This window comes from Micromonospora orduensis (assembly GCF_006228125.1).
Lineage (GTDB): Bacteria > Actinomycetota > Actinomycetes > Mycobacteriales > Micromonosporaceae > Micromonospora > Micromonospora orduensis.
Window position 1 is genome coordinate 18,279 of record NZ_VDFY01000290.1, and the last position, 26,813, is coordinate 45,091.

The 26,813-nt window shown below is 71.8% G+C and carries 28 protein-coding genes; 15 read left to right on the top strand and 13 right to left on the bottom strand.

Annotation, left to right across the window (positions count from 1 at the left end):
- Window positions 1–185 precede the first annotated feature (185 nt).
- On the top strand, window positions 186–839 hold the full coding sequence (gene phoU / locus FHG89_RS30895; RefSeq protein ID WP_139587908.1) for a phosphate signaling complex protein PhoU: 654 nt from the start codon (window positions 186–188) through the stop codon (window positions 837–839).
- A 47-nt stretch (window positions 840–886) separates the two neighbouring features.
- Here the strand turns inward: phoU and FHG89_RS30900 are convergent, their stop codons facing one another.
- Window positions 887–1,654, bottom strand: coding sequence for a phosphoglyceromutase (locus FHG89_RS30900; RefSeq protein ID WP_139587909.1), 768 nt, complete (start codon window positions 1,652–1,654; stop codon window positions 887–889).
- 155 nt (window positions 1,655–1,809) lie between these two features.
- On the opposite strand from FHG89_RS30900, the gene FHG89_RS30905 reads away from it, so the two are divergent.
- Both FHG89_RS30905 and FHG89_RS30910 read left to right on the top strand, forming a co-directional pair.
- Window positions 1,810–3,093 (top strand): MDR family MFS transporter, encoded by a 1,284-nt coding sequence (locus tag FHG89_RS30905; RefSeq protein WP_139587910.1) that lies wholly within the window; start codon window positions 1,810–1,812, stop codon window positions 3,091–3,093.
- Window positions 3,094–3,137: 44 nt separating this feature from the next.
- Window positions 3,138–4,421, top strand: a complete 1,284-nt coding sequence (locus tag FHG89_RS30910; protein WP_139587911.1) for an MFS transporter — start codon at window positions 3,138–3,140, stop codon at window positions 4,419–4,421.
- 392 nt (window positions 4,422–4,813) lie between these two features.
- On the opposite strand, the gene FHG89_RS30915 is transcribed toward FHG89_RS30910, so the two are convergent.
- The 3 genes from FHG89_RS30915 to mshA form a co-directional block, all read right to left on the bottom strand.
- The gene (locus FHG89_RS30915) at window positions 4,814–5,689 is read right to left on the bottom strand and encodes a hypothetical protein (RefSeq protein ID WP_167517572.1); all 876 of its coding nucleotides are present in this window, start codon (window positions 5,687–5,689) and stop codon (window positions 4,814–4,816) included.
- 324 nt (window positions 5,690–6,013) lie between these two features.
- Complete coding sequence (locus FHG89_RS30920; RefSeq protein ID WP_139587913.1) at window positions 6,014–6,529, bottom strand: type III secretion system chaperone family protein; 516 nt, start codon at window positions 6,527–6,529, stop codon at window positions 6,014–6,016.
- A 51-nt stretch (window positions 6,530–6,580) separates the two neighbouring features.
- The gene (gene mshA, locus FHG89_RS30925) at window positions 6,581–7,945 is read right to left on the bottom strand and encodes a D-inositol-3-phosphate glycosyltransferase (RefSeq protein WP_139587914.1); all 1,365 of its coding nucleotides are present in this window, start codon (window positions 7,943–7,945) and stop codon (window positions 6,581–6,583) included.
- A gap of 203 nt (window positions 7,946–8,148) precedes the next feature.
- On the opposite strand from mshA, the gene FHG89_RS30930 reads away from it, so the two are divergent.
- Window positions 8,149–8,916 carry an SDR family oxidoreductase gene (locus tag FHG89_RS30930; RefSeq protein WP_139587915.1) on the top strand — a complete coding sequence of 256 codons (768 nt, stop codon included), beginning with the start codon at window positions 8,149–8,151 and terminating at the stop codon, window positions 8,914–8,916.
- A gap of 7 nt (window positions 8,917–8,923) precedes the next feature.
- On the top strand, window positions 8,924–9,712 hold the full coding sequence (locus FHG89_RS30935; RefSeq protein ID WP_139587916.1) for a class I SAM-dependent methyltransferase: 789 nt from the start codon (window positions 8,924–8,926) through the stop codon (window positions 9,710–9,712).
- Between the two features lie 23 nt (window positions 9,713–9,735).
- Here FHG89_RS30935 and FHG89_RS30940 read toward each other — a convergent pair whose 3' ends face one another.
- Window positions 9,736–10,818, bottom strand: a complete 1,083-nt coding sequence (locus FHG89_RS30940; protein WP_139587917.1) for a UDP-N-acetylmuramate dehydrogenase — start codon at window positions 10,816–10,818, stop codon at window positions 9,736–9,738.
- Between the two features lie 69 nt (window positions 10,819–10,887).
- Here FHG89_RS30940 and FHG89_RS30945 point away from each other — a divergent pair, with 69 nt between their 5' ends.
- The 8 genes from FHG89_RS30945 to FHG89_RS30980 all read left to right on the top strand — a co-directional run bounded on the left by FHG89_RS30945 (window position 10,888) and on the right by FHG89_RS30980 (window position 18,845).
- Window positions 10,888–11,646, top strand: a complete 759-nt coding sequence (locus FHG89_RS30945; protein ID WP_139587918.1) for a maleylpyruvate isomerase family mycothiol-dependent enzyme — start codon at window positions 10,888–10,890, stop codon at window positions 11,644–11,646.
- Window positions 11,647–11,825: 179 nt separating this feature from the next.
- A complete protein-coding gene (locus tag FHG89_RS30950) occupies window positions 11,826–13,133 on the top strand; it encodes an ABC transporter substrate-binding protein (protein ID WP_139587919.1) in 1,308 nt (435 codons plus the stop codon).
- A 69-nt stretch (window positions 13,134–13,202) separates the two neighbouring features.
- Window positions 13,203–14,201 carry a carbohydrate ABC transporter permease gene (locus tag FHG89_RS30955; RefSeq protein ID WP_139587920.1) on the top strand — a complete coding sequence of 333 codons (999 nt, stop codon included), beginning with the start codon at window positions 13,203–13,205 and terminating at the stop codon, window positions 14,199–14,201.
- A complete protein-coding gene (locus tag FHG89_RS30960; protein WP_139587921.1) occupies window positions 14,198–15,031 on the top strand; it encodes a carbohydrate ABC transporter permease in 834 nt (277 codons plus the stop codon). Before FHG89_RS30955 ends, FHG89_RS30960 begins: the two co-directional genes overlap by 4 nt.
- Window positions 15,028–16,407 carry a GH1 family beta-glucosidase gene (locus FHG89_RS30965; protein ID WP_139587922.1) on the top strand — a complete coding sequence of 460 codons (1,380 nt, stop codon included), beginning with the start codon at window positions 15,028–15,030 and terminating at the stop codon, window positions 16,405–16,407. The genes FHG89_RS30960 and FHG89_RS30965 overlap by 4 nt, the downstream gene beginning before the upstream one ends.
- Before the next feature lie 21 nt (window positions 16,408–16,428).
- Window positions 16,429–17,436, top strand: coding sequence for a LacI family DNA-binding transcriptional regulator (locus FHG89_RS30970; protein WP_139587923.1), 1,008 nt, complete (start codon window positions 16,429–16,431; stop codon window positions 17,434–17,436).
- A gap of 235 nt (window positions 17,437–17,671) precedes the next feature.
- Window positions 17,672–17,947: a Rid family hydrolase gene (locus FHG89_RS30975; RefSeq protein WP_139587924.1), complete on the top strand. Its 276-nt coding sequence runs from the start codon at window positions 17,672–17,674 to the stop codon at window positions 17,945–17,947.
- Between the two features lies 1 nt (window position 17,948).
- The gene (locus tag FHG89_RS30980; protein WP_139587925.1) at window positions 17,949–18,845 is read left to right on the top strand and encodes a GNAT family N-acetyltransferase; all 897 of its coding nucleotides are present in this window, start codon (window positions 17,949–17,951) and stop codon (window positions 18,843–18,845) included.
- Between the two features lie 366 nt (window positions 18,846–19,211).
- Here the strand turns inward: FHG89_RS30980 and FHG89_RS30990 are convergent, their stop codons facing one another.
- Window positions 19,212–19,733, bottom strand: a complete 522-nt coding sequence (locus FHG89_RS30990) for an O-acetyl-ADP-ribose deacetylase (RefSeq protein ID WP_139587926.1) — start codon at window positions 19,731–19,733, stop codon at window positions 19,212–19,214.
- Between the two features lies 1 nt (window position 19,734).
- A complete protein-coding gene (locus FHG89_RS30995; RefSeq protein WP_139587927.1) occupies window positions 19,735–20,526 on the bottom strand; it encodes an EI24 domain-containing protein in 792 nt (263 codons plus the stop codon).
- Window positions 20,527–20,594: 68 nt separating this feature from the next.
- Between FHG89_RS30995 and FHG89_RS31000 the strand changes: the two genes are divergently transcribed.
- The gene (locus tag FHG89_RS31000) at window positions 20,595–21,563 is read left to right on the top strand and encodes a helix-turn-helix transcriptional regulator (RefSeq protein WP_139587928.1); all 969 of its coding nucleotides are present in this window, start codon (window positions 20,595–20,597) and stop codon (window positions 21,561–21,563) included.
- On the opposite strand, the gene FHG89_RS31005 is transcribed toward FHG89_RS31000, so the two are convergent.
- The 6 genes from FHG89_RS31005 to FHG89_RS31030 all read right to left on the bottom strand — a co-directional run bounded on the left by FHG89_RS31005 (window position 21,554) and on the right by FHG89_RS31030 (window position 25,837).
- A complete protein-coding gene (locus FHG89_RS31005) occupies window positions 21,554–22,468 on the bottom strand; it encodes an SDR family oxidoreductase (protein ID WP_139587929.1) in 915 nt (304 codons plus the stop codon). The genes FHG89_RS31000 and FHG89_RS31005 overlap by 10 nt on opposite strands.
- Window positions 22,469–22,514: 46 nt before the next feature.
- Window positions 22,515–23,252: an alanyl-tRNA editing protein gene (locus tag FHG89_RS31010; RefSeq protein ID WP_139587930.1), complete on the bottom strand. Its 738-nt coding sequence runs from the start codon at window positions 23,250–23,252 to the stop codon at window positions 22,515–22,517.
- 11 nt (window positions 23,253–23,263) lie between these two features.
- Window positions 23,264–24,151: an alpha/beta fold hydrolase gene (locus tag FHG89_RS31015; protein WP_139587931.1), complete on the bottom strand. Its 888-nt coding sequence runs from the start codon at window positions 24,149–24,151 to the stop codon at window positions 23,264–23,266.
- Complete coding sequence (locus FHG89_RS31020; RefSeq protein WP_030327754.1) at window positions 24,148–24,462, bottom strand: DUF2516 family protein; 315 nt, start codon at window positions 24,460–24,462, stop codon at window positions 24,148–24,150. The genes FHG89_RS31015 and FHG89_RS31020 overlap by 4 nt, the downstream gene beginning before the upstream one ends.
- A gap of 71 nt (window positions 24,463–24,533) precedes the next feature.
- Window positions 24,534–25,232 (bottom strand): hypothetical protein, encoded by a 699-nt coding sequence (locus FHG89_RS31025; RefSeq protein WP_139587932.1) that lies wholly within the window; start codon window positions 25,230–25,232, stop codon window positions 24,534–24,536.
- Complete coding sequence (locus FHG89_RS31030; protein WP_139587933.1) at window positions 25,229–25,837, bottom strand: helix-turn-helix domain-containing protein; 609 nt, start codon at window positions 25,835–25,837, stop codon at window positions 25,229–25,231. The genes FHG89_RS31025 and FHG89_RS31030 overlap by 4 nt, the downstream gene beginning before the upstream one ends.
- Window positions 25,838–25,951: 114 nt before the next feature.
- Between FHG89_RS31030 and FHG89_RS31035 the strand changes: the two genes are divergently transcribed.
- A complete protein-coding gene (locus FHG89_RS31035) occupies window positions 25,952–26,749 on the top strand; it encodes an alpha/beta fold hydrolase (protein WP_139587934.1) in 798 nt (265 codons plus the stop codon).
- Window positions 26,750–26,813: the final 64 nt, after the last annotated feature.

The following is a 26,813-nucleotide window of genomic DNA, read 5'->3' on the forward strand; positions in this document are numbered from 1 at the left end:
TTGTTAACCTGGCTACCACACAGAACGGGACGAACCACCCGCACTTCGAGGAATGTTCACCCCCGCGTCTGGCGTCGTTCACCGTGGTTCATCCGGGGTCCGTCCGCGCCACCTACCGTTGGCGTCGCACCTGCTCAACACTGCGCCGGCACCCCGTCGGCGGCGACCGACCACAGGACGTGATGATGCGCGACGAGTTCCGGGCCGACCTCCAGATCGTCAGCCAACTGCTGGTGGACATGGCGGAGGGCGTCCGCGCCGCCATGCGCCAGGCCACCCGGGCCCTGCTCACCGCCGACCGGCAGGCCGCCGAGACGGTCATCGAGCGGGACGCCGAGATCGACGACCTCTACCGACACGTCGAGGAGCGGGTCTGTGACCTGCTCGCCCGTCAGGCGCCGGTGGCCTCCGACCTACGGGCGATGATCACCGCACTGCACGTCGCCGCCGACCTGGAGCGGATGGGCGACCTCGCCGACCACGTGGCGAAGACGGCGCTGCGCCGGCACCCGTCGCCCGCCGTGCCGGCCGAGCTGCGCACGGTCTTCACCGAGATGTCCGAAATCGCCGACCGGATGGCGGCGAAGATCGGTTCGGTGCTGGCGAAGCCCGACGCCGACCTCGCCGGCGAACTGGACCGCGACGACGACGCGATGGACGAGCTGCACAAGAGCCTGTTCTCGGTGCTGCTCGGCGACGACTGGCCGTACGGGGTGGAGACCGCGATCGACGCCACCCTGCTGGGCCGCTTCTACGAGCGCTTCGCCGACCATGCGGTCAACGCCGGCGAGCACGTGATCTTCCTGATCACGGGGGAGAACAAGCCCGCCAGCAACTGAGCCGACGAGAAAGGGGCCCCGCGGTGCGGGGCCCCTTTCTCGTGCGGTCAGCGGCCCTGGTTGGCGACCGCGGCGGCCGCTTCCTTCGCCGCCGTCGGGTCCAGGTACGTGCCGCCCAGGCTGAGCGGACGCAGGTGCGGGTCGAGGTCGTAGCGCAGCGGGATGCCGGTCGGGATGTTCAGCTTGGCGATCGCCTCGTCGGAGATCTGATCGAGGTGCTTGACGAGGGCGCGCAGCGAGTTGCCGTGCGCGGCCACCAGCACCGTCCGGCCAGCCAGGATGTCCGGCACGATCGAGTCGTACCAGTAGGGCAGCATCCGCTCGACGACGTCCTTGAGGCACTCGGTACGCGGCATCAGCTCGGTCGGCAGCAGCGCGTACCGCGGGTCGCCGACCTGCGACCACTCGTCGTTGTCGTCGATCGGAGGCGGGGGCGTGTCGTACGAGCGGCGCCAGAGCATGAACTGCTCCTCGCCGTACTCGTCAAGGGTCTGCTTCTTGTTCTTGCCCTGCAGGGCGCCGTAGTGCCGCTCGTTGAGCCGCCACGACCGACGTACCGCGATCCAGTGCCGGTCGGCGGCGTTCAGCGCCAGCTCGGCGGTGCGGATCGCCCGGCGCATCACGCTGGTGTGTACGACGTCCGGCAGCAGGCTGTGCTCGCGCAGCAGCTCGCCGCCGCGCCGTGCCTCGCCCTCGCCCTTCTCGGTCAGGTCGACGTCGACCCAGCCGGTGAAGAGGTTCTTGGCGTTCCAGTCGCTCTCGCCGTGCCGCAGCAGGACCAGCGTCCCGATGGTGGGCCCCTCGCTCGCAGTCATGCGGATCATCCTGCCTCAACCCGGTACGGGACACGCGGGCACCCGTCGTGACGACCACCACGTGAAAAAGCGGGTGACCTCTCGATCAACGCGCCACTAGGGTTGTAAGGCGCTGTAGTCATAGCGCTCATTACCACTGCAAGCGGGGGCACGGCGTGCGGACGATGCGGAGCTGGTTCCGGGACACCACCGGCGGCCTACCCACCACCTTCTGGTACCTGTGGACCGGCACCCTGATCAACCGGCTCGGCTCGTTCGTCCTCGTCTTCCTCGCCATCTACCTGACCCAGGAACGCGGGTTCTCCGCCTCCCAGGCCGGCCTGGTGCTGGGGTTGTGGGGCGTCGGCGGCGCGGTCGGCACCACCGCCGGCGGGACGCTCGCCGACCGGTGGGGACGCCGCCCCACGCTGCTCACCGCGCACGTCGGGGCGGCAGCCATGATGCTCGCGCTCGGCCTGGCCCGGGACCTCTGGGCGGTGGCGCTGGGTGCCCTGCTGCTCGGCCTGTTCGCCGAGGCGGCCCGGCCCGCGTTCGGCGCCATGATGATCGACGTGGTGCCGGCGAAGGACCGGCTGCGGGCGTTCTCGCTCAACTACTGGGCGATCAACCTCGGCTTCGCCTGCGCCGCGATCCTCGCCGGTTTGGCCGCACAGGCGGACTACCTGCTGCTGTTCGTGGTCGACGCCGGCACCATGCTGATCACCGCGCTGATCATCTTCGTCAGGGTGCCAGAGACCCGGGAGGCCGGACCCGCCGCCAAGGCCACGGCGCAGGCCCCGCGCGGCGCCCTGCGGACGATCCTCACCGACCGCGTCTACCTCGGGTTCGTGGCGCTGAACCTGTTCGCCGCGCTCGTCTTCCTCCAGCACATCTCCATGCTGCCGATCGCCATGGGCGACGACGGCCTCAGCCCGGCCACCTACGGTTCGGTGATCGCGCTCAACGGCATCCTGATCGTGGTCGGCCAGCTCTTCGTGCCCCGACTGATCCGGGGTCGCAGCCGCTCCCACGTGCTCGCGCTGGCCGCCGTGGTGATGGGCGTCGGTTTCGGGCTCACCGCGTTCGCCGGCACCGCCTGGTTCTACGGCCTCACCGTGCTGATCTGGACGGTCGGCGAGATGCTGAACTCCCCGTCCAACTCCACCCTGATCGCCGAGCTGTCGCCGGCCGAGCTGCGGGGCCGCTACCAGGGGGTCTTCTCCCTCTCCTGGCAGATCGCGGGTGCCAGCGCGCCGATCCTCGGCGGCCTGGTGCGCGAGCACGCCGGCAACGACACGCTCTGGTACGCCTGCGCCGTGATCGGCGCCCTGACGGCGGTGGCCCATCTGGTGTCCGGGCCGGCCCGGGAGCGGCGGGCCGCCGAGCTGCGCCGCTCCGGCGAGGCACTGGCACCGGTCAGCACCACCCGGAAGGCGCAGCCCACCGAGGCGGTCGCCTGAACCCGTCCCGCTACTGTTAGGAAGCTGAACTGTCGGGAGGTCGGGTGCGGGCGCTGCGCCATTGGTGGGACGACACTGCCGGCGGGCTCCCCGCCACCTTCTGGTACCTCTGGGCCGGTCTGCTCATCAACCGGGCCGGCGCGTTCGCGATGCTCTTCCTGTCGCTCTACCTCACCGACGCGCGCGGGGCCAGCGAGGCGTTGGCCGGCACGGTCGTCGGCGCGTACGGAGCCGGTGGGGCGGCCGGCGCGCTGCTCGGCGGAGTCCTGGCCGACCGCTGGGGCCGCCGAGCCACGCTGCTCGCCGCACACCTGACCACCGCGGGCCTGCTGGTCGCGATGGCGTTCAGCCGGCCCCTCGGGCTGATCGCGGCACTTGCCGCGCTGGCCGGGGTCGCGCACTCGATGTCCAGCCCGGCCCTCGTCGCGGCGATCGTCGACGTGGTGCCGGCGCATCGCCGCTCACGCGCGTTCAACCTCCAGTTCTGGGCGTTCAACCTGGGCATGGCTGCCGCATCGCTGCTCGCCGGCCTGCTGGCCGAGGCGAGTTTCACAGCCCTGTTCCTCGTCGACGCGGGCGCCACCCTGATCGCTGCCGTCGTGATCGGCTGGAAGGTGCCGGAGACCCTGCGACGGGCCGCGCCGGCCGTCGACCTCGGGCCGCCGACCGGCTCCGGCCGAACCCGGCGTCCCGGCCTGTACACCGCGCTCACCGACCGGACCTTCCTGGTCTTCGTCGGGCTCACCTTCGTGCTGGCCGTCCTCACCCTCCAGACCTCGACGATCATGCCGCTGGCGATGCGGTCGGACGGCCTGGGCCCGTCGGCGTACGGGGTGGTGGTCGCCCTGGGCGGCGCGCTGATCGTCATCGGGCAACTGTTCGTCCCCCGGCTGATCGACAGGCACCGCAAGGACGTGGTGCTGGCGGTCTCCACCGCGCTGCTCGCGCTGGGTTTCGGCGTGCTCGCCGTCGCGGACGACCTCGCGGTCTACCTCGGCGCCGCCGTGGTCTGGACGGTCGGGTCCATGCTCGCCGCCCCACCCAACGCGCAGATCAACGCCGACCTCGCGCCGCCGCAACTGAGGGCGCGCTACCAGTCGGTCTTCTATCTGACGTTCCCGGCCGCCGCGTTCGTCGCTCCCACACTCGGCGGGGTGAGCCTGCAGTACCTCGGTGACCGACACTGGCTCATCGTCGGCGGGCTGGGGCTGCTGGCCGCGCTCGGCCACCTGCTCGCCGGGCCGCCCCGGGAGCGGCACGTCGCAGCGCTGCGTCGGGCCGCGGGCCGGGAGCCGACGGCACCCGCCGACCGTGTGTCGGCCGGGTGATCCCGGCAAAACCCCGATGGGGTACGCACAACGCAAAGCGCCCACCACGTCCCGAAGGTCATGGTGGGCGCCCGCCGGTGGGGCCGGCGGCGGCGGGCAACACTCACCCCCGTAAGCATCGCCCGCTCACGCCGCCGGTCCAAACAGGTGGCCACCGTCCCCCAACGGTTTGTCCACCCGTCCCCTCGCACCTCGCCTGGTGCGCGGATCTGATCGATCCGCCGCTCCCCCGAACGTTTCCAAGCGTGGCGCGGTGCAATAAAGTTAGTTCGCCCGGATTCTGGATTCAACCCAGACCGGCTGTCTCGCCGATCACAACTGGCCGGTATCCCCAGTTCGGGCGTCGCTCACTGGCAACAGCCGCATACCCCCGGGGCATTCCCGCAAACACCTCACCCGTCCTCACGATCGGGTGACTCGGTCCGGAAGAAATTGCTCTGCCGGCCGTCCCGCATCTGCTCCTGATAGATCAGGTTCAGCCGCCGCAGGTCGAACGTGTGGAACCACTCATCCCAGGTGATCTCACGGATCCGGCTGCTCTCCCGGTAACCGGGAATGTTGAACGTCAACACCCCGGCCCGGCCGTCCCGCTCGGTACCGGCGATGGTGGCCGGCTTCGCACCACGCTCCCGGGCCCACCGCTGGATCACCTCGTGGTTCGCGGTGATCAGACTCCGCCCCGGCCGCTCCGGCCGGTCCGCGATCGACGAGATCACCTGCGAACTGCGGACCGAGCGGCCGGTGCCCCGACCGGTCCGGATCCCACCGGCGGTCGTACCCCCGGTCGACCGGGTCGCCGCGCGCTTCGCGGGCGCCCGCTTCGCCGCCGGGCGTGCCGGGGCCTTGCGCGCCGGCGCCTTACGCGCGGGCGCGGTACGGGCCGTCGCCGTGGTCCGCTTGGCCGCCGTCGACTTCCGCGCGGCCGTGGTCCGCTTCGCGGCGGTGGTCTTCTTCGCCGCGGTGGTCCGCTTCGCGGCGGTGGTCTTCTTCGCCGCAGTGGTCTTCTTCGCGGCAGTGGTCTTCTTCGCCGCAGTGGTCTTCTTCGCCGCAGTGGTCTTCTTCGCCGCAGTGGTCCTCTTGGCCGCGGTGGTCCTCTTCGCGGCGGCGCGCTTCGCCGGCGCGCTCTTGTTCGCCGGCGCTGCCTTCGCCCGGCCCGACGCCGGCCGTGCCGCCGTCTTCTTCGTCGCGGCGGCGCGACCCGCCGACGCCCTGGTGCCGCCGGCCCGACCCGCCGGGCCGGTGCTGCCCCGGCCCGCGCCGGCCCGCATCGAGCGCACCAGCTGTTTCACCAGTTCCGGCTTGCGCAGGGCGGAGATCCCGGAGACACCGCGCTTGCGCAGCTGCCCCCGGATGTCGTCCACCCGCATCCGGGAGATCTCCGACTCGGAGACTCCAGGAGTACCAGGCGTCTGGTTACCGGCCTGTCGTTTGGTCCTGGTCGCAACTCCGCCGCGACCCGAGCTGTTCCGCTGAGCCATGGGACGCTCCGCTCCTCGACACTCCGTCCTCGGCGCGCGGGGGTCCCTGCCGCACCGCGCGGTGCGGCATACCCGTCAGGAGCACTCCGAACCACCGGCCGCGGAACGGATGCGTCAGGTCGGGTCGGGACCGGACCCGGAGGGCTCGAAGAGATGGGCGAACGCGGCCAGATTCGCCGTCGACTCGCCGCGCTTGACCCGCCACTCGTACTCGCGCCGGATGGAGCTGCCGAAGCCGATCTCCAGCATGGTGTCGAACGACTCGTCGGCGTACGTGAGCACCGCCCCGAGCAGCCGGTCCAGCTCGTCGGCGTCCACCCCGGCCGGGTTGACCCGCCCGGTCAGGTACACGTCGCCCACCGCGTCGGTGGAGAACGAGACACCGTACATCCGGGCGTTGCGCTGCAACAGCCAGGCCCACAGCTCCTCGCGCCGCTCGTCCGGCTGGCGCATCACGAACGCCTCGACCCGCAGCGCGTGCTCACCCACGATCAGGTTGCAGATCGTCTTGAGCTTGTGGGTGCCCGGCAGGGTCACCGCGTACGAGCCGGGACCTGTCGACTCCCAGGCCAGGTCCCGCTCGGCGCAGACCGACTCGATAAGACTCGCAAGATCGCTCTTCGGGCTCACCGGACCCACTCTACGACCGACCCGGTCACCCCACCCGGCGACGACAGGCGGTCACCAGGAGCAGGAGAGCGCCGGATCGGCCACCAGGTCGGCGGCGAGGCGGGTGCGGTGTGCGGCGATCGCCTCGCCGTACACGTCGAGCAGGCCGGCGACCGTCCGTTCCCAGGAGAAGTGCCGGGCGTGCTGCTCGGCACCCCGGGCCAGCGAGGCGCGGCGGGCCGGGTCGGGCAGCAGACGGCCCAACGCGAGGGCCCAGTCCACCGGGTCGTGCCCGTCGATCAGCACCCCGCTCACCTGGTCCCGTACGGCGGTGACCAGCCCGCCCACGGCGGCCGCCAGCACCGGCGTACCGCAGGCCTGCGCCTCCAGCGCCACCAGCCCGAACGATTCGTTGTGCGACGGCACCGCGACCACGTCGGCGGCCCGGTACAGCGCCGGCAGGTCGTCCCCGGTACGCGGCGGCAGGAACCGCACCCGGTCGGTCACCCCGAGCGTGGCGGCCAGCTCGATCAGCGCGGTCGGCCGGTCCAGGCCGCTGCCACTGGGACCACCGCAGATCACCACGGTCACCTGACCGGCAAGGGCCGGATCGCGCTGCCGCAGCGCGGCCACCGCCCGGATCAGCACGTCGGGAGCCTTGAGTGGCTGGATCCGACCGACGAAGGCGACCACGTACCCCTCGACCGGCAGTCCCAGCCGACGACGGGCGTCGCGGGTGGCCGCGGACCGCTCGCCCGGCGCGGGTCGGAACCGGTCCAGGTCGACGCCCGGCTGCACCACGCTCACGCGGGCCGGATCGGCGTCGTACCGATCGACGAGGTCGGCGGCCTCCACGCGGGTGTTGGCGACCAGCCGGTCCGCCTCCGCGACCACCTGCTCCTCGCCGATCACCCGGGCCTTGGGCTCCGGCCTGTCGTCGGCCGCGAGCTGGGCGTTCTTGACCTTCGCCAGGGTGTGCGCGGTGTGCACCAGCGGCACGCCCCAGCGCTCCTTGGCGAGCCAGCCGACCTGGCCGGAGAGCCAGTAGTGGGAGTGGATCAGGTCGTAGTGACCGGGCGGGCGGGACGCCTCGGCCCGCAGCACCCCGGCCGTGAAGGCGCAGAGCTGCCCGGGCAGCTCCTCCTTGGTCAGCCCCTCCAGCGGGCCGGAGGTGATGTGCCGGACCTGCACGCCGGGGGCCATCTCGACCACCGGAGGCAGGTCGCCGGAGGTGGCCCGGGTGAAGATCTCCACCTCGACGTTGGCCTCGGCCAGCCGCCGGGCGACCTCCAGGATGTAGACGTTCATCCCGCCGGCATCACCCGTGCCGGGTTGGTGCAGCGGTGACGTGTGCACCGACAGGGTGGCGATCCGACGCGGCCGGGGCCAGGGTTGGGCACCTCGCTGACGACCGACGCCGGTGTGCATTTCCGCCACGTCCGCTCCTCTGTCACGGTTGATGCCGTCCCGCACGACCGGCGCTTCTCGGTCAACCTGTACGCCGGATGTCATCTTCCCCATCGGGCTACGGAAATGCGCCAGCGCGCCCGCCCGGGGTGACGGACCTCATCACCGGACGCCCGTCGATGCGCGCCACGCCCGGTCGGAGGCGGCCGCGCGGCCGGGGTGACAATGGCCCGATGACCTCTGTCGCCATCGTCACGGGAGCGTCCAGCGGGATCGGCGCGGCCACCGCCCGTCGCCTCGCCGCCGAGGGTTTCCACGTACTCGCCGCCGCCCGCCGCGCCGACCGGCTCGCCGACCTCGTCAAGGAGATCACCGCCGCCGGCGGTCAGGCCACCGCGGTGACCTGCGACGTCACCTCGGACGAGTCGGTCGCCGGGCTGGCCGAGGCCGCCGCACAGGCGCCCGGTCCGGTCACCCTGCTCGTCAACAACGCAGGCGGCGCGCGCGGGCTGGACCCGGTGGAGTCCGCCTCGATCGGCGACTGGCAGTGGATGTACGACGTGAACGTGCTCGGCACCCTGCGGGTCACCCAGGCGCTGCTGCCGGCGCTGGAGGCGTCCGGCGGCGGCACCATCGTGGTGGTCTCCTCCACCGCCGGCCTGACCGTCTACGAGGGCGGAGGCGGCTACACGGCCGCGAAGCACGCGCAGACCGCCATCGCCGGCACGCTCCGGCTGGAGTTGTGCGGCCGACCGCTGCGGGTCGTCGAGATTGATCCGGGCATGGTGAGGACCGACGAGTTCGGGCTGGTCCGCTTCGACGGCGACGCCGACCGGGCCGCCGCCGTCTACGCCGGAGTGCCCGACCCGCTCGTCGCCGACGACGTGGCGGACTGCATCGCCTGGTGCGCCACCCGCCCGCAGCACGTCAACGTGGACCGGCTGGTGGTCCGGCCACGGGCGCAGGCAGCCCAGCACAAGGTGCACCGAATCGGTAGTTGACGCTGGCATGAGCGGGGCAGCGCGGCGCCGGCCGCTCGGCGTGGTCACCCGGGGCACCACCAACCCGAACCGGCTCCGCCGGGTGGACAACTGGATCGTCGCCACCTGCGCCGACCGGCTGGTGGCGGCGGCCGACCCGCTGGTGGTCGATCTCGGCTACGGCGCGACCCCGGTGACCGCGGTGGAGCTGCGGGCCCGGCTGGCCGCGGCGGTACGTCGCGACGTACGCCTGGTCGGGCTGGAGATCGACCCGGCCCGGGTGGCCGCCGCGGCGCCGGCCGCCGACCCGCCCGGGCTGACCTTCGCCCGCGGTGGGTTCGAGCTGGCCGGGCTCCGGCCGGTGCTGGTCCGCGCGTTCAACGTCCTACGACAGTACGACGAGACCGAGGTGACCGACGCCTGGCGGACGATGACCGCCGCGCTCGCCCCCGGTGGGGCACTCGTCGAGGGCACCTGCGACGAGCTGGGTCGACTCGCCAGCTGGTTGCTGATCGACGCGGACGGCCCCCGCACGTTGACCCTGGCCGCGAAGCTCACCACGCTGGGCAGCCCCGCCGAGCTGGCCGAGCGGCTACCCAAGGCGCTGATCCATCGCAACGTCCCTGGTGAACCGGTCCACGACCTGATCCGGGCCCTGGACGGCGCCTGGCGGGCCGCCGCCCCGTACGCCACCTTCGGCCCCCGCCAGCGCTGGGTGCGGGCGGTGACCAGCCTGAAGGACAGCGGCTGGCCCGTCCTGCCCACCCCGAAGCGCTGGCGCCAGGGCGAACTGACCCTCCCCTGGCCCCTCTCCTGACCCACCCGAACGCATGGGGTGGGTCAGAGGGTGCAGTTGATCAGGACCGGTTCGGGGTGAAGGGTCACGCCGAAGCGGGCGTGCACCTCGTCGCGGATGGTGGCGGCCAGGGTGAGCAGGTCACCGGTGCTGGCCGTGCCGCTGTGGTTGGTGAGGGCCAGGGTGTGCTTGCCGGAGATGGCCACGCCGTCCGGGCCGGGGTGCCCCTTCGCGAAGCCGGCCTTGTCGATCAGCCAGGCGGCGCTCACCTTGACCATGCCGTCGGCGCCGGGCCAGTTCGGCGGGTCACCCAGGTCGGCGGCGCGTTCCCGCAGCGACTCGTACGTCGCCGGGTCGAGCACCGGGTTGGTGAAGAAGGAGCCGACGGAGCGGGTGTCCGGGTCGGCGGCGTCGAGCACCATGCCCTTGCCGGCGCGTAGGCGCAGCACGGCCGCGCGGGCGTCGGCAAGCGCCACCCGGTCGCCGACCTCGACGCCGAGCGCCCGGGCCAGTTCGGCGTACCGCACCGGGCCGGAGAGCGGGGACCGGGTGAGCCGGAAGTCGACGGAGAGGACCACCCAGCGGTCCCGGTACTTGAAGATGCTGCCCCGGTAGGCGAATCCGCAGTCGGCGGCGGGGATGAGGTAGCGAGTGTCCTCGGCCCGGTCGTACACCTCGACACCGGTGATCGTCTCGGCGACCTCCTGGCCGTACGCGCCGACGTTCTGGATCGGGGTCGCGCCGGTCGAGCCGGGGACGCCGGAGAGGCATTCCAGGCCGGCCCAGCCGTTGGCGACTGTGGCGGCGACCAGGTCGTCCCATGGCTCGCCGGCCTCGACGCGTACGGTGACCGACCCGGTGTCCTCGGCGACGACCCGCAGGCCCCGGGAGCGCACCAGCACGACGGTGCCGGCGAAGCCTGTGTCGCTGATCACCACGTTGCTGCCGCCGGCCAGGACGAGGATCGGTTCCTCGGCGGCGCGGACGGCGCGGACGATCTCGTCGGCGCTGGTCGCGGCCACGATCCGCCCGGCCGGCCCGCCCATCCGCAGCGTGGTGTAGCTGGCCAGTGGACCAGGGATGGCACGATCGGCTTCGGTTGTCGGCTGGGCGTAGGCGTCTGACACGTCTTTCACCTTAGGCTGAGGAGTAGCCGTGGCACCCACTGGTCGCCCGGCACCCCCGGGAGGATGGCGATGAGCAGACTGCAGGGCAGCAAGGATTTCTGGATCGGTGCGCTCCGAGCGGAGGGGCCCGCCTTCGCCGCGGCGGTGGCCGAGGCGCCGCCGGAGACACCGGTGCTGTCCTGTCCGGGCTGGACAGTCAACGATCTCACCTTGCACCTCGCCGGTATCTACCATTGGGTTTCTTCGTTCGTCGGTTCCGGCGTGACGAGCGCGCCGGCCCGCCGGGAACGGGTCGAGCTGGAGCCCGGTGTCAGCCCGTTGCAGTTCTGGCAGCAGGGCTACGACAAGGTGATGACCCTCTTCGACGGCCTCGACCCGGAGGCGCCGGCGTGGAACTGGGCCCCGCAGCCGAAGCGGGCGGGTTTCTGGCCGCGCCGGATGGCGCACGAGACGGCGGTGCACCGCTGGGACGCGCAGCTCGCCATCGCCGCCGGTGAGCCGGTGGAGGCGAAGCTCGCGGCGGACGGGGTGAGCGAGGTGCTGGACACCTGGCTGCCGGCGGGCCGGCGGCAGGTGCCGGGCGACTGGCATGGCGTGGTGCAGCTCGCGGCGACGGACGCGGATCAGGAGTGGTATCTGCGGCTGCGCGGCCAGGGGGTGGCCCTGCTGGACACCGCGACCATCCTCGACCACGACGATCACCACGCCCGGGCGCAGGTCACCGGCACCGCGAGCGACCTCCTGCTGGCGCTCTGGGGTCGGGTGAGCTTCGAGACGTTGGACGTCACCGGGGACGGCACGCTGCTCGACGGTCTGCGTACCGGCTGACCAACCCAACACGAACGAGGGCGTCACCCCAGGGGGTGACGCCCTCGTTCGTGTTCGGGACTTTCTCGGCAACTTCGAGAGAGCGCTCTCTTGACAGCGCCGACCACACCCACCACTCTCGGGTGAGAGCGCTCTCTCAACACACCGCCATCGATCACCTTGAGAGGGGTCCGAACCCCATGGCAGTCTTCCCGCGCCGCCGCCTCGCAGCGGTGGCCCTCGCCGCCACCACAGCCCTGCTCGTCACCGCCGGCTGCGGCAGCGGAGACGAGCAGGGCGGAGACGGACCGGTCACACTGACCGTCGACGTCTTCGGCCAGTTCGGCTACGAGCAGCTCTACCAGGAGTACATGGCCGCGCACCCCGACGTGAAGATCGTCGAGCGGGGCACCGGCACCAACCTCGACGAGTACTCACCGAAGCTCACCCAGTGGCTCGCCGCCGGCCGGGGCGCCGGCGACGTGGTGGCCATCGAGGAGGGCCTGCTGGTCGAGTACAAGGCCAACCCGGGCAACTTCGTCAACCTGCTGGACCACGGCGCGGCCGACCTCAAGGGCAACTTCCTCGAATGGAAGTGGAACGCCGGTCTGACCGCCGACGGCAAGCAGCTCATCGGGCTCGGCACCGACGTCGGCGGCATCGCCATGTGCTACCGCAAGGACCTCTTCGAAAAGGCCGGCCTGCCCACCGAGCGGGACGAGGTGTCGAAGCTCTGGCCCACCTGGCAGGACTACATCGCCACCGGCGAGAAGTTCGTCGCCGCCAAGACCGGCGCGTCCTTCCTCGACGCGGCCACCAACACCTTCAACACCATCCTGCTCCAGAACGCCGGCAACACCTCCGGCTACAGCTACTACGACACAAGCGAGAAGCTGGTTGTCGACAGCAACCCGGCCGTGCGGCAGGCCTGGGACACCACAATGGACATCATCGACTCGGGCCTCTCCGGCAAGTACGGCTCCTGGTCCGAGGAGTGGGTGTCCGCCTTCAAGCAGTCGAAGTTCGCCACCATCGCCTGCCCGGCCTGGATGACCGGTGTCATCGAGCAGAACGCCGGCCCGGCCGCCACGGGCAAGTGGGACATCGCCCGGGTGCCCGGCAACGGCGGAAACTGGGGCGGCTCGCACCTCGCCGTGCCCAAGCAGAGCAAGCACCAGGCCGAGGCCATCGAGCTGGCCAAGTTCCTGACCAGCGCCAAGGGCCAGATCGGCGCGTTCAAGGCCAAGGGCCCGCTGCCCTCCTCGCCGCAGGCCCTCGACGACCCGGCGATCACCGGCGCGACAAACGCGTACTTCTCCGGGGCGCCCGTCGGCTCGATCTTCGGCAGCGGCGCGAAGAGCCTCAAGCCGGTCTACATGGGCCCGAAGAACCAGGCCGTCCGCACCGAGGTGGAGAACGCCGTACGGACCGTGGAGCTGGGCCAGCGTAACCCTGCCCAGGGCTGGACGGACGCGGTGAACAACGCCAAGAAGGCCGCCGCCAAGTAGCCCGAGCGAGCGTGCGGGCGGGCCTCGGGAGCCGGGGTCCCGCCCGCGCGACGAAAGGAGTTCTCGGGCATGGCCGTCCAGCTCGACGCCCGTCCGCCGGTCACACCGGCAACCGGTAACCACAGCCAATCCTCGGGTCGGCTCAGCCGGTTCGACACCCGCTTCTCGCCGTACCTCTACATCGCCCCGTTCTTCCTGATCTTCGGCGTCTTCGGGGCGTACCCGCTGGCGTACACCTTCTGGGTGTCGCTGCACGACTGGGACCTGCTCGGCAGCGACCACCCGTTCGTCGGCGCGGAGAACTACACCCGGCTGCTCGCCGACGTCGACTTCTGGCACGCGCTTGTCAACACGCTTGGCATCTTCGTGATCTCCACGGTGCCGCAACTGCTCGCCGCGCTCTGGCTGGCCAACCTCCTGAACCGGGGGCTGCGGGCCCGCACCGGCTGGCGGATGGCCGTGCTCGTCCCGAACGTCACCTCCACGGCCGCCGTGGCGATCGTCTTCGGGGTGCTCTTCGGCCGCGAGTTCGGCATGATCAACTGGCTGCTCGACCTGATCGGGATGGACGCCATCGAGTGGAAGTCCAACCGGATCGCCTCCTGGGTGGCGATCTCCGCCATGGTCGACTGGCGGTGGACCGGCTACAACGCGCTGATCCTGCTGGCCGCGATGCAGGCCATCCCCCGCGACCTGTACGAGGCGGCGGCGATCGACGGCGCCAGCCGGGCCCGGCAGTTCTGGTCGGTCACCGTGCCGCTGCTCAAACCGACGATCATCTTCTGCACCATCATCGCCACCATCGGCGGCCTGCAACTCTTCACCGAACCCCGGATGTTCAACTCCGGCACCAATCCGATCCGCGGTGGGCCGCTGCGCGAGTCGCAGACCCTGACCATGTACATGTTCGAGAACGCCTTCTCCCCGCACTACAACTTCGGGTACGGCTCGGCCGTGGCCTGGCTGCTCTTCGCGCTCATCGCGATCGTGGCAGCGGTCAACGTGCTGATCCTGCGCCGACTCGGCGGCGGAGCGCGTCCCAGCGCCCGGAAGGGACCCACCCGATGAGCCGGCTCTGGCGGGCCACCCCGCTCACCTACCTGGCCCTGGTGTTCGCCGCCGTCCTGTCGATCTTCCCGATCTGGTGGATGTTCGTCGTCGCCAGCCGCAGCAACGACGCGATGGGCCAACTGCCACCCCCGGTCACCCCCGGCGGCAACCTGGGCGCGAACATCGCCCGGCTGTTCGACAACACCGACGCGTACTTCCTCACCGGCCTGATCAACTCGGCGATCGTCGCGACCACAGTGACCGTCTCCGTGGTGTTCTTCTCCAGCCTGGCCGGGTTCGCCTTCGCCAAACTGAGGTTCCGGGGCCGCAACGCCCTGCTGCTGGTGATCATCGCGACCATGATGGTGCCGACCCAGCTCGGCGTGATCCCGCTCTACCTGCTCATGACCAAGCTGCAGTGGAACGACCGACTGCCCGCGGTGATCGTCCCGGTGCTGGTCACCGGGTTCGGCGTGTTCATGATGCGGCAGTACGCCGGCCAGGCCATCAGCGACGAACTGATCGAGGCCGCCCGGATGGACGGCTGCGGCACCGCCCGCATCTGGTGGCACGTGGTGCTGCCCGCGCTGCGCCCGGCCGCCGCCGTGCTCGGTCTGCTCACGTTCATGACCACCTGGAACGACTTCCTGTGGCCGTACGCTGTGCTGAACGATCCGGCGAACCCAACCGTTCAGCTCTCCCTGCGAGCGCTGTCCGACGGGTATTACCAGGACATGTCGCAGGTGTTCACCGGAACGGCAATCGCGACACTGCCCCTGCTACTGGTCTTCGTGCTGTTCGGCCGTCAGATCATCGGCGGGATCATGGAAGGTGCGGTCAAGGCGTGAACGAACTCCGTTTTCCCGAGCATTTCCTCTGGGGGGCGGCCACCGCCGCGTACCAGATCGAGGGCGCCGCCCGCGACGACGGCCGCGGGCCGTCCATCTGGGACACCTTCAGCCGTACCCCGGGCAAGGTGTACCAGGGCCACACCGGCGACGTCGCGTGCGACCACTACCACCGGTACGCCGACGACGTGGCGCTGATGGCCGAGCTGGGCCTGCGGGCGTACCGCTTCTCGGTCTCCTGGCCCCGGATCCAGCCCGACGGCACCGGCCCGGCCAACCCGCGCGGGCTGGACTTCTACGACCGGCTCACCGACACGCTCCTCGACCGGGGAATCGACCCGATCGTCACCCTCTACCACTGGGACCTGCCGCAGACCCTCGGCGACCGGGGCGGCTGGACCAACCGGGACACCGCGGAGCACTTCGCCACGTACGCCACCGCCGTGTACGCCCGCCTCGGCGACCGGGTGGACGTGTGGACCACCCTGAACGAGCCGTGGTGCTCGGCGTACCTGGGGTACGGCAACGGGGTGCACGCCCCCGGCGAGCAGGACCCGGCGGCGGCCTTCACCGCCGTACACCATCTGCTGCTCGGGCACGGCCTGGCGGCGCGGGCGCTCCGCGCGGCCGGCGCGCGCAGCGTGGGCATCACCGTCAACCCCGCCGACGTACGGCCGGCCGACCCCGAAAGCGCGGCGGACGCCGCCGCGGTCCGCCTGGTCGACGGCCTGCACAACCGGATCTTCCTCGACCCACTGCTGGCCGGCGGCTACCCCGACGACGTACGCGAGCACGTGGCCCGCATCGTCGAGCCGACGTTCATCCGCGACGGTGACGAGAAGCTGATCGCCGCACCCATCGACCTGCTCGGCATCAACTACTACGCGCCCGGCTACGTGGCAGGTCGGCCGGACGGCGCCGGCAACGCCGCGTACCCGGGCACCGAGGGCGCCGTGCACTTCCTGCCGCCCACCGGGCCGCTCACCGACATGGGGTGGATGATCGAGCCGGCCGGGCTGACCCGGCTGCTGGAGCGGATCGCCGCCGACTACCCCGGCGTGCCGCTGCTGATCACCGAGAACGGCGCGGCGTTCCCCGACAAGCCCGGCGCCGACTCGCCCGACGGACCGGCGCAGGTGATCGACGCCGACCGGATCGCCTACCTCGACGGGCACCTCCGTGCGGCGCACGAGGCGATCTCCCGGGGCGTGGACCTGCGCGGTTATCTCGTATGGTCATTCCTGGACAACTTCGAGTGGGCGGAGGGCTACCGCAAGCGGTTCGGGATCGTGCACGTCGACTACCTGACCCAGCGGCGCACACCGAAGGCCAGCGCCCGCTGGTACCAGGAGGTGATCTCCCGGAACGGGCTGTGACGAGCGGGGGAAGGAGTCGCGATGACGACGGCACACCGGCCGACGCTTGAGGCGGTGGCGGCACGGGCCGGGGTTTCCCGGGCCACCGTCTCCCGCGTGGTCAACGGCTCCACCACCGTCGCCGAGCCGATCCGCGAGGCCGTCAACCGGGCGGTCGCCGAGCTGGGGTACGTCCCCAACCTGGCCGCCCGCAGCCTGGTCACCCAGCGCACCGACTCGATCGCCCTGGTCATGCCGGAGGCGGCCACCCGCGTCTTCTCCGACGACCAGGTCTTCCCCGGCATCATCCGCGGCGTCAGCCAGGAACTGGAGGCGGCCGACAAGCAACTGGTGCTGATGCTCGCCGGCTCACCGGCCGGGCATCACCGCGTCGAGCGGTACACCACCGGCCGGCACGTGGACGGGGTGCTGTTCGCGTCGCTGCACGGCGCCGACCCGCTGCCCGGCACCCTCGCCCGGCTCGGCATCCCGGTGGTGTGCAGTGGCCGACCGCTCGGCGACGTGCCCGTGCCGTACGTCGACGTCGACCACGTCGGTGGGGTGACCGCCGCCGTCCGGCACCTGATCGACAGCGGTCGCCGGCGGATCGCCACCATCGCCGGCCCACAGGACATGGTCGCCGGCATCGAACGGCTCACCGGCTACCGCACCGCCGTGGCCGCCGCCGGGCTCCCCGAACTGGTCGCCGTCGGTGACTTCACCCGGGAGTCCGGGGGCGCGGCGATGCAGCGGCTGCTCGCCGAACACCCCGACCTGGACGGCGTGTTCGCCGCCTCCGACCTGATGGCGCACGCCGCCATGCGGACACTGCGCGAGGCCGGCCGCCGCGTGCCCGAGGACGTGGCGGTGGTCGGCTTCGACGACATCGAGACCGCCGCCTACACCGAACCGCCGCTGACCACCGTCCGGCAACCGATCGTGGAACTCGGCCGCCGGATGACCCGACAACTGCTCCGGCTGGCCGCCGGGGAGACCATCGAGCAGGCCATCATGCTCCCCACCGAGCTGATCGTCCGCGAGTCGGCGTGACCGGGCGTCCTGCGCCTCTTCAGGGTCCGCACGAAGAGCCGGCAGTCGTCGTACCCCTCGGTCGCATCGATCGTCACGGCAGCCTCCCACCACCTACGCCGGGCCATCTCGAATGGGCGACCGACCGACGCCACTCACGTCGATCGCACTTCGCTGGACCCTAACGATCCCGATCACGGCGCAGGGGTCGCTTAATGCGTCGCTGCGGCGGGCGATCGTCGCTAGCCTCGCCGACATGCCGGATCCTGTCGCGCTGCTGCACGTCCCCGCCCTGTCCGACGTCGCCGAGTACGCGTACGCGGCCACCGTCGAGCCGCCCGCCCGGCTGGTGTTCACCGCCGGCGCCTGCCCGCTGGACGCCGAGGGCCGTACCGTCGCGCCCGGCGACCATGCGGCGCAGGCCCGGCAGGTGCTGGCGAACCTGGAGACCGCGCTCGGCGTGGCCGCGCTCGGCTACACCGACCAGCTCGTCGAGGTCGAGGCCGTCGCCGCCGTACGGCCGGGGGCCTGACATGCGCATCCGGGTGGCGCAGCCGGACGACGCCCCGGGTGTGGTGGCCCTGCGGGCGATGGTCTTTCCGTACCTGGTGCGCGGGGTCGCGTCGACCCGCACGATGATCGCCGATCCGCCGCCCGGGGAGGACTGGACCGCGTTCGTCGCTGAGGTGGACGGCCGCGTGGTGGGTTGGGTGTCCGCCGAACGCATCGGGACGACCTCGGCGGCGAACGTCGGTGGCATCAACCTGCTGCACGTGCACCCGGAGCACCGACGGCGGGGCATCGGGACGGCATTGCTGACCGCCGCGACCGACCACCTTCGCCCGTTGGGAATCCGCCGGGTACGTGCCATGGCACAGCCGGACGCGCTGCCGTTCGCCCGTCACCACGGGTACGAGCCCAGCCGGGAGGTGCGCTACTCGGCGCTCGACCTGAATGCGGCGCCAGCGCTGCCCGAGCCGCCCCCGGGCGTACGACTGCACCCGATCGCCGACCTGGACCCACACCTGCTGTACGTGGCGGACGTGGCCTCGGCGGCGGACGAACCGGGCGACGTGCCGGTCGACGCGAAGAGTTACGAAAGCTGGCAGTACGACGTGTGGGACAACCTCGGGCTGGACAAGGCGTCCAGCACCGCCGTCGAGGTCGACGGCGCGGTGGTCGCCTTCAGCCTCGTGAAGCGGGACGGGGACCGGATGTGGTCGGACTACACCGGCTCGGTCCCCGCGTACCGGGGTCGTGGGTTGGCCCGGCTGGCCAAGGCGGCGGCGCTGCACCGGGCCGCCGCCAACGGCGTCCGCATCGCGTACACCTCCAACGACGAGGCCAACGCGCCGATGCTGGCGATCAACGCTCGGCTGGGCTACCGGCCGGTGGCATCCCAGTGGACCTGCCTGGCCGACCTGACCTGACCTGATCATGAATCACCCTGCCCGACGCGCGATCGGCGGGCCAGGGACAGCCACCCGAGGAAGCGGGTGTGCATCACGGCGGGATCCGGGCGACCACCGTACGACCGCCTCGCCCTTCGGGCCCAACTCGTAGCCCTCAATCCAGAGCCAGCCGTCATACGTCACCCAGTCGGGAAGCCGGATCACCCGGACGAAGATCGGCCGGAGGAAGCACTTCGAGTCCCTGTGGGATGACGCACGGGCGGCGTAGCCGCCGGCTGCGTTGCTCCGGTAAGCGATATACCTCAGAGGTATGTATATGACACTCAGGTATATGGCTCGCCAGCGACACTCTCACCCCCAGGGGGACCGAGGCCGATCCATCCCCTAGCTGACGGGATCGCCGAAGACCTGGCGTGCGGTGGCATACGTGTCGGCGCCGAAGAGGACCAGGCGGGCCTCGGTGACGGTGGCCGGGGCGGCCGACCGCAGGACCTCCAGCGCCTGGCGGACCGCGTCGTCGACCGGCCACCCGTAGATGCCGGCGGAGATCAGCGGGAACGCCACCGTCGTCGCGCCCAACTCGTCCGCCACGCGCAGGCTGTTGGCGTAGCAGTCGCGCAGCAGCGCCGACCGGTCCTCGGTGGACGACCAGACCGGGCCGACGGTGTGGATGACCCAACGGGCCGGCAGCTCCCCGGCGGTGGTCGCCACCGCCTGCCCGGTGGGCAGGCCCTTGCCGTACCGGGACGCGCGTAGCGCCCGGCACTCGGCCAGGATGGCCGGCCCGCCGCGCCGGTGGATGGCGCCGTCGACCCCGCCGCCGCCGAGCAGGGACGAGTTCGCGGCGTTCACGACAGCGTCCACCCGCTCGGTGGTGATGTCCCCCTCGACCAGGGTGATCTGCATGTCAGCGCTCCTCGGTCGACTGGCCCAACGATCGGCGGGCCAGCAGGGTCGCACCGGCGACCGCCGCCGGCATGATCAGCACCGCGCCGAGCGGAATGAGGAAGCAGAGGAAGACCGCCACTCCGAAACCCAGCGCCGCCGGCCGGTCCGCCTTGAGGATCGTCCGGCGCTGCGGCAGCCGCATCCCGCGCCGGTAGAACGGCGCTCCGACCAGCTCCACGGCGAGGAACCAGCCACCGACCGCAGCCCCGATCACCGGTACGACCGTCTGGCCGACCACCGGGATGAAACCGGCGAGGAAGAGCGGGATGCCGACGAGCGCGGTGAGCGCCACCAGGCGTACCGAGTCGGCGATGCTGCGGCGCAGCGACGACCAGAAGGGCACCTCCACCGCCTCAGGGGTGCCGCCGAGCCGCTCCTCCACCCGCTCGGAGATCTTCTCGTAGAACGGGTCGCCGATGACCAGGGTGATGGCGGTGAAGGTGAGCACGCCGAGGAGCCCGCCGAGCCCCAGGAAGGCCAGCCCGGCGATCACCCGGACCAGGCTGCGGGCGGAGGTCGACCAGTCGTCGGCGAACGGGGTGACCAGCGCGGCGAGGTCGTCCACGAAGTACACGAGGGTGGCCAGCGCGGCCAGGAAGAGGACACCGGAGATCAGCGCCGGCACGATACCGAGCAGCATCAGCCCCGGGCTGCGGACGTACAGGCCGAGGCCGCGCAGGAGCAGCCCCGCACCGGCGAAGAAGCGTCCGACGACCCCGGTCACCGGGCTGGCGATTCTGCTGACGTCCACGATCGAGCAGCCTAACGACCGGTGATCGAATCCGCCGGGCGGCGAGCGGTACGAGGCAGGATGGGCGGGTGCGCGCGTCCCGACTGATCTCGTTGCTGTTGCTGTTGCAGGCGCGCGGGTCGATGACCGCGAGCGAGCTGGCGCGGGAGTTGGAGGTCTCCGAGCGGACCGTCTACCGGGACGTCCTGGCGCTCTCCGCAGCCGGCGTGCCGGTGTACGCCGACCGGGGTCGGGCCGGCGGGTACCGGCTGCTCGGCGGCTACCGGACCCGACTGACCGGGCTGACCCGGGACGAGGCCGAGGCGCTCTTCCTCGCCGGCCTGCCCGGGCCGGCCGGCGACATGGGGCTCGCCGACGCGGTCGCGGCGGCCGAGTTGAAGGTGCTCGCCGCGCTGCCGCCGTCCCTGCGGGACGCGCCGGCCCGCACCGGGCAGCGGTTCCACCTGGACGTGCCGGGCTGGTTCCGGGAGACCGCACCGCCTCTACGGCTCCCCGAACTGGCCCGGGCCGTCTGGGGAGACCGGGTGGTGGAGTTGCGCTACCGGCGCGGCGACCAGGAGGTGACCCGTCGGGTCCAGCCGTACGGCCTGGTCCTCAAGAGCGCGGTCTGGTATCTGGTCGGCCGCGTCGGCGACGACACCCGCACCTACCGGGTGGACCGGGTCACCGGGGTCGAGGTGAGCGACGAGCACTTCGACCGCGACGAGGGCTTCGACCTGGCCGGGCACTGGGGCGAGCAGGCCGGGTCGTTCCTGCGGACCATGCTGCGGGCCGAGGTCACCGTCCGGCTCAGCCCCGCCGGCCTGCGCCAGCTCCGGCACCTGGTCGATGCCCCCTTCGTGTACGACGAGGTGGTCACCGCCGCCGGCCCACCCGACGGGCAGGGCTGGGTGGTGGCCCGGCTGCCCGTCGAGTCGGTCCCGGTGGCGTACCACCAGCTGCTGGGGCTCGGCCCCGAGGTGGAGGTCCTCGATCCGCCCGAGCTGCGGCGGTTGTTCGCCGAGGCGGCCGAGCGTTCCCGGGCGCTCTACCGGTAGCCGGTCACGTCGGCCGGTTTGCCGGCGTCCACCACCTCCACGATGTACCGGAAGCCCTCCGGCTGGCTGCCGTCGACGTCGGTGAAGCCGTACACCTTCGACAGCGTGCCCGCGTCGACGGACTGGCCGTTCCAGCGGGCCTTGTCCTCGTCGGCGGCGAGCGCGGCCACCGCGCGCCCGACGAAGGCGGGGGTCTCCGAGATGAGGAAGTTCGGGTCGGTGGCAGCGCCGTCGCGCCAGTTGTCCTCGGTCACGCCGAAGTGCTCCAGCATCGCCTCGGAGCGGATCCAGCCGGGGGTGAGGGCGACCGCCGTGCAGCCGTGCGGCTTCAGCTCGTGCGCCTGGCTGAAGGCGAGCCGGTTGACCGAGACCTTGGCCAGGTCGTAGAAGACCGACAGCCGGTAGTTGTCGTCGTTGTACGCCTTGGTGCCGTCGCCCATCTCCACGACCAGGCCGCCGGGCCGGCGGATCAGCAGCGGCAGGGCGAAGTGGCTGGTGATGATGTGCGTGTCGACGGCCAGCCGCAGCGTGCGGAAGCCCGCGTCCAGCGGCTGCTCCCAGAGCGGTTTGTTCCAGGTCACCAGGGGGTCGCCGCCCCAGATGTCGTTGACCAGCACGTCGAGTCGGCCCTGCTCGGCGTCGATCCGGGCGATGAGGTCGCGGACCTGCTCGGGCACCAGGTGGTCGACCTGGACGGCGATGCCGGTGCCGCCGGCCGCGGTGACCAGCTCGGCGGTCTCCTCGATGGTCTCCGGCCGGTCCATCTCCGAGCGGCCGGCGCGGCTGCTGCGTCCGGTGGCGTACACGGTGGCACCGGCGGCGCCGAGCTGGACCGCGATCTGCCGGCCGGCGCCCCGGGTGGCGCCGGCGACGAGCGCGATCTTTCCTGTGAGCGGTTGTGTCATACCTGCGAGGTTGTCAGCGATACCTGACAACCGCCGTCCGAATTTGTCAATCTGCCAGTCGGACGCGGACCCGCCGGTTGGCCCGGCCCTTGCTCTCCACCTTCACCACCTGCACCTTGCCGATCTGCGCGGTGGACGCCACGTGGGTGCCGCCGTCGGCCTGCACGTCCAGCCCGACGATGTCGACGATCCGGACCTCCTGCTCGTCCGGCGGGATGAGGTTGGACTGGGTGCGGATGATGTCCGGCAGGGCCAGCGCCTCGGTGCGCGGCAGCACCCGGGTGGCGACCGAGCGGTCGGCGGCCACCTCGGCGTTGACCAGCTCCTCGATCCGGCTCTTGAAGTCCGGCGGCACCTCGGGGAGATTGAAGTCCATTCTGGCCTCACCGGGCTCCATGTTTCCGCCGGTGACGAGCGCGCCGAAGTCGCGGAACACCACACCGCAGAGCACGTGCAGGCCGGAGTGGGTGCGCATCAGCCGGGTCCGGCGCTCGTCCTCCACCGCGCCGACGACCTCGGTGCCGACCGGCGGCAGCGGGTCACCCTCGGCGGGGATCAGGTACGGGTCGTCGCCCTTGCGGGTGCCGACGATGCGGGTCTGCACGCCCTGCCACAGCAGCACGCCGTGGTCGGGAGGTTGGCCGCCACCGCCCGGGTAGAACGCTGAGCGGTCCAGCACGATGCCCTGCTCCGGGTCGGCGTGCAGGACCGTGCAGGTCCACTCACGAAGGGTCGGGTCGGCGAGATCCAGCCGGTGCGTCCGGCCATGCTGTGTGACGCCCATGACAGGGCAGGCTACTCGTTGAGGAAGCCGGAGATGCGCTCACGCAGGTCGGCGCGTTCCGACCAGAGCACGCCGGGGCGGTCGTACACGTGCAGGGTCGCCTGGGGCAGTGCGGCGGCGAGCCGCTCGGCGACCTCGACCGGGTGCAGGTCGTCGCCCGCGCAGCCGATCACCAGCGCCGGCGCGGTGACCGCCGCCAGGGCCGTCACGTCGCGCAGCGGCGCCTGATCCGGCAGTGTGGTCAGGCCGTCGGCGAGACCGTCGCGGAGCAGCTGGTCGAGCCGCTGCCGCAGGTACGCCCAGCCGGCCGGAGTGTTCCGTACCGCCGCCGGCAGCTCCAGCGACACGACGTCGGCCACCGCCGAGGCGTCTCCGCTCTCCACCGCCTCGATCAGGTCGGTGACGCGCTCCCGGGCCACCGGCCCGCGTGGCTCGTCGAGCACGGCGGGCAGGAAGAAGACCAGCTTCTCGAAGCGTTCCGGGCTCTCGGCCAGCAGCCGGCAGAGGGCGCCCGCGCCGAGGCTCGCCCCGAACGCGCGACCCGCACCCGTGAGATCCGCGACCGCGCGCAGGTCCCGGGCCAGGTCCAGGTACGTCCATGGGCCGTCCGGGGCGTCGGAACGGCCGTGCCCGCGGAACTGGAAGAACACCTTGCGGCCGGTCACGCCGCTGCCGAACGGGCGGGTGGTGGCGATGCCGTTGCCCAGCCCGTGCGCGAACACGGTGACCGGATCACCGGTGCCGGTGACCAGCCGCTCCAGGCGTACGCCGTGCGGGGTGGTGACCAGTTCGGTCTCCGGCTCCGGTAACGCGGGCCGGCCGGTGCGTGGCCCACCCGGGCCGGGACCCCAGCTGCGGGGCCCGCTGTCCGGTGGGGGTGGCCAGCGGAAACCTCTCACCAGAAACCTTTGCCGTCACTGAGGTCGCGCAGGCCGACCCGGACATCGAGCAGGTAGATGAGCGCGGCGGCGATGCCGATCAGTCCGAAGAGACTGATCGGACCGAAGCCGAGCAGGGTGAGCACGAGGCAGACCGCCAGGATGGCGATCCAGCCACCCTTGGGCAGCGTCCCGATGGCGGGGAAGGCGTCGGAGCGCTGCGTGACGGCGTGCACCAGTGCGACGCCCTGGATGATCAGCGCGAAGACGAGCAGGATCAGCTCGATCACGTAGCGGACTTCAAAGGCGAAGATCGGCGCGGCGTTGGCCATGCCGGCAAGCTTATGTCGGCGACCCCGGCTTCGTCCGACAAGGACGCCGCCGGGGTCGCCGACGCGGCGAACTACTCGGCCGCCGGGCGGGTCCGCTTGGTGGCCCGGGGCAGCTTCGCCGACGGGGTGGCGGCGGGCTTGGCGGCCTTCGGCGCGCGGGCGGCCTTCTTGACGGCGGCCGGCTTGGCCTCGGCGATCTCGGCGACCTCGGCCGGGGTCGGCACCTCGGCCGGGGCGGCGGCCGGGGTGGTGGTCTCGACGGCCGGGGTGGTGTCCGGCGTCGTGGCCTGGGTGGCCTCGATGTCGGCGTTCACCGTCTCGGCGGCCTCCAGCACACCGGCGCCGACGACCCGCTCACCGCGGGCGACAAGCGCGCCGTACGCGGCGAACGCCCGCTCCTGCGCGGCCTGGGCGCTCGCGACCACCACGGCGGCGTTGCGGGTCGCGGCGGCGCGCAGCTTGTCAAGGTCGGCGACCTCGCGCAGCTTGGCCAGGTCGGCCGACTCACGCAGCTTGGCGAGGTCCAGTTCGGCCTGCGCCCGGCCACGCAGGGTGCCAGCGGTCTCGTTGGCGGTACGCAGCGTCTCGGTGGCCTTCTGGCGCAGCTCGAAGCCGGTCAGCACGGCCCGGCCGCCCAGGTCGGCGACGACCCGGGTGCCGAGGACGCCTACCACGCTCGGCAGCTTGCGCAGCTGCTCCAGGGCCAACTCACCGGCGCCGGCGGCGGCGTAGATCGGGGCGGGGATGCGGTTGGTCTTCGGCTCGGTCATGACGTCTCCTCTTCGGCCGCCTCGGCGGCCTTCCGGACCGCCGGACCGGCGGCCTTCTTCTCGGGGGTGTTGGTGCTGCTCGGGGCGGGAGCGGTGCCCGCCTCGGTGACGGCGACCGACTCGAGGACGGCCTCGGTCGGCGTGCCGCCGGCGGTGGTGGGGCCGGTGGCCGCGAGGTTGGCCAGGTCGGCCGGCTGGTCGGCGACATCGGTCGGGATGCCGGTGGAGCCCGGGGTCTCGGCGGCGGCCTGCGCCTCGGCCAGCCGCGCGTTCTCCCGGCGGAACGTCTCGTAGATCTGGCTGAGAGACTGCTTCTGGGCCATCGTCAGGTCGGTGTCCACCGCGATGGCGGCGAGCACACCGTGACCCTCCTTGTCGTCGAGCAGCCCGGCCCGCAGGTACATCGCCGGGGTCGAGACCCGCAGCGCGCTGGCCAGCTGTTGGAGCACCTCGGCGCTGGGCTTGCGCAGGCCGCGCTCGATCTGGCTGAGGTACGGGTTGCTCACCCCCGCCTGCTCGGCGAGCTGCCGGAGCGAGATCTTGGCGTTGCGCCGCAGATCGCGGATGAACCCGCCGACGTCGGGAAGGTCCTTCGGTGTGGCCATGACGCTGACGCTAACCGGGAGTGCTAGCTCCTGCAAGCAAAACGCTAACCAAAGTTAGCAAGGTCTCAGCATCCCGTTTGCGCCCCGACTCGTCCGGTCCGTACCGTCCCCTCCGTGCACAAGATCACAGTCAACGGAGCAGTTCTCGCGTACGACGAGGCCGGCACCGGGTCGCCCGTCGTGCTGCTGCACGCCGGCATCGCCGACCGGCGGATGTGGCGCGGGCAGGTCCCGGCGCTCGCCGCCCGGCACCGCGTGATCGTCCCCGACCTGCGCGGCTACGGCGACTCCGAACTCCCCCCGACACCCTTCGCGCACCACGACGACGTGGCCGGTCTGCTGGACGCGCTCGACCTGCCCCGGGCGGCCCTGGTCGGCTGCTCCTTCGGTGGGTCGGTGGCCATCGACACCGCCCTGGCCCACCCCGACCGGGTGAGCGCGCTCGCGCTGTTCGACACGGCCGTCTCCGGCAACGAGTGGTCCGACGAGGCGAACGACCTCTGGGACGGCCTGGTCGGCGAGGTCGACCCGGACGACTTCGCCGCCGGGGCGGCCGGCGAGGTGCGCTTCTGGGTGGTCGGCCCGGGCCGTCAGCCGGCCGACGTCGACCCCGGACTGGTCGCGTTCGCGCAGGAGATGGACCAGCGCGCCCTCGCCGCCGAGCTGGCGCTCGGTGCGGTCGAGGTCGGCGAACTGTCCCCGCCCGCGATCGGCCGCCTCGGCGAGCTGAGGGTGCCCGTCCTGGTCACCGCCGGCGCGGCGGACGTGCCGGACATCAGCCGGCTCGCCGACCGGATCGCCGCCGAGGTCCCCGGCGCGGTACGACTGCCCGACGTGCCGGACGCGGCGCACCTGCTGCCGCTGGAGCGTCCGGAGCCGGTCAACGCCGCGTTGCTCGACTTCCTGAGCTGAAACGCCCGGCACAGTGCGGGTCTGGCCGCCCCTGCGACGGCGACGTCAGGGGGCGGCCGACAGC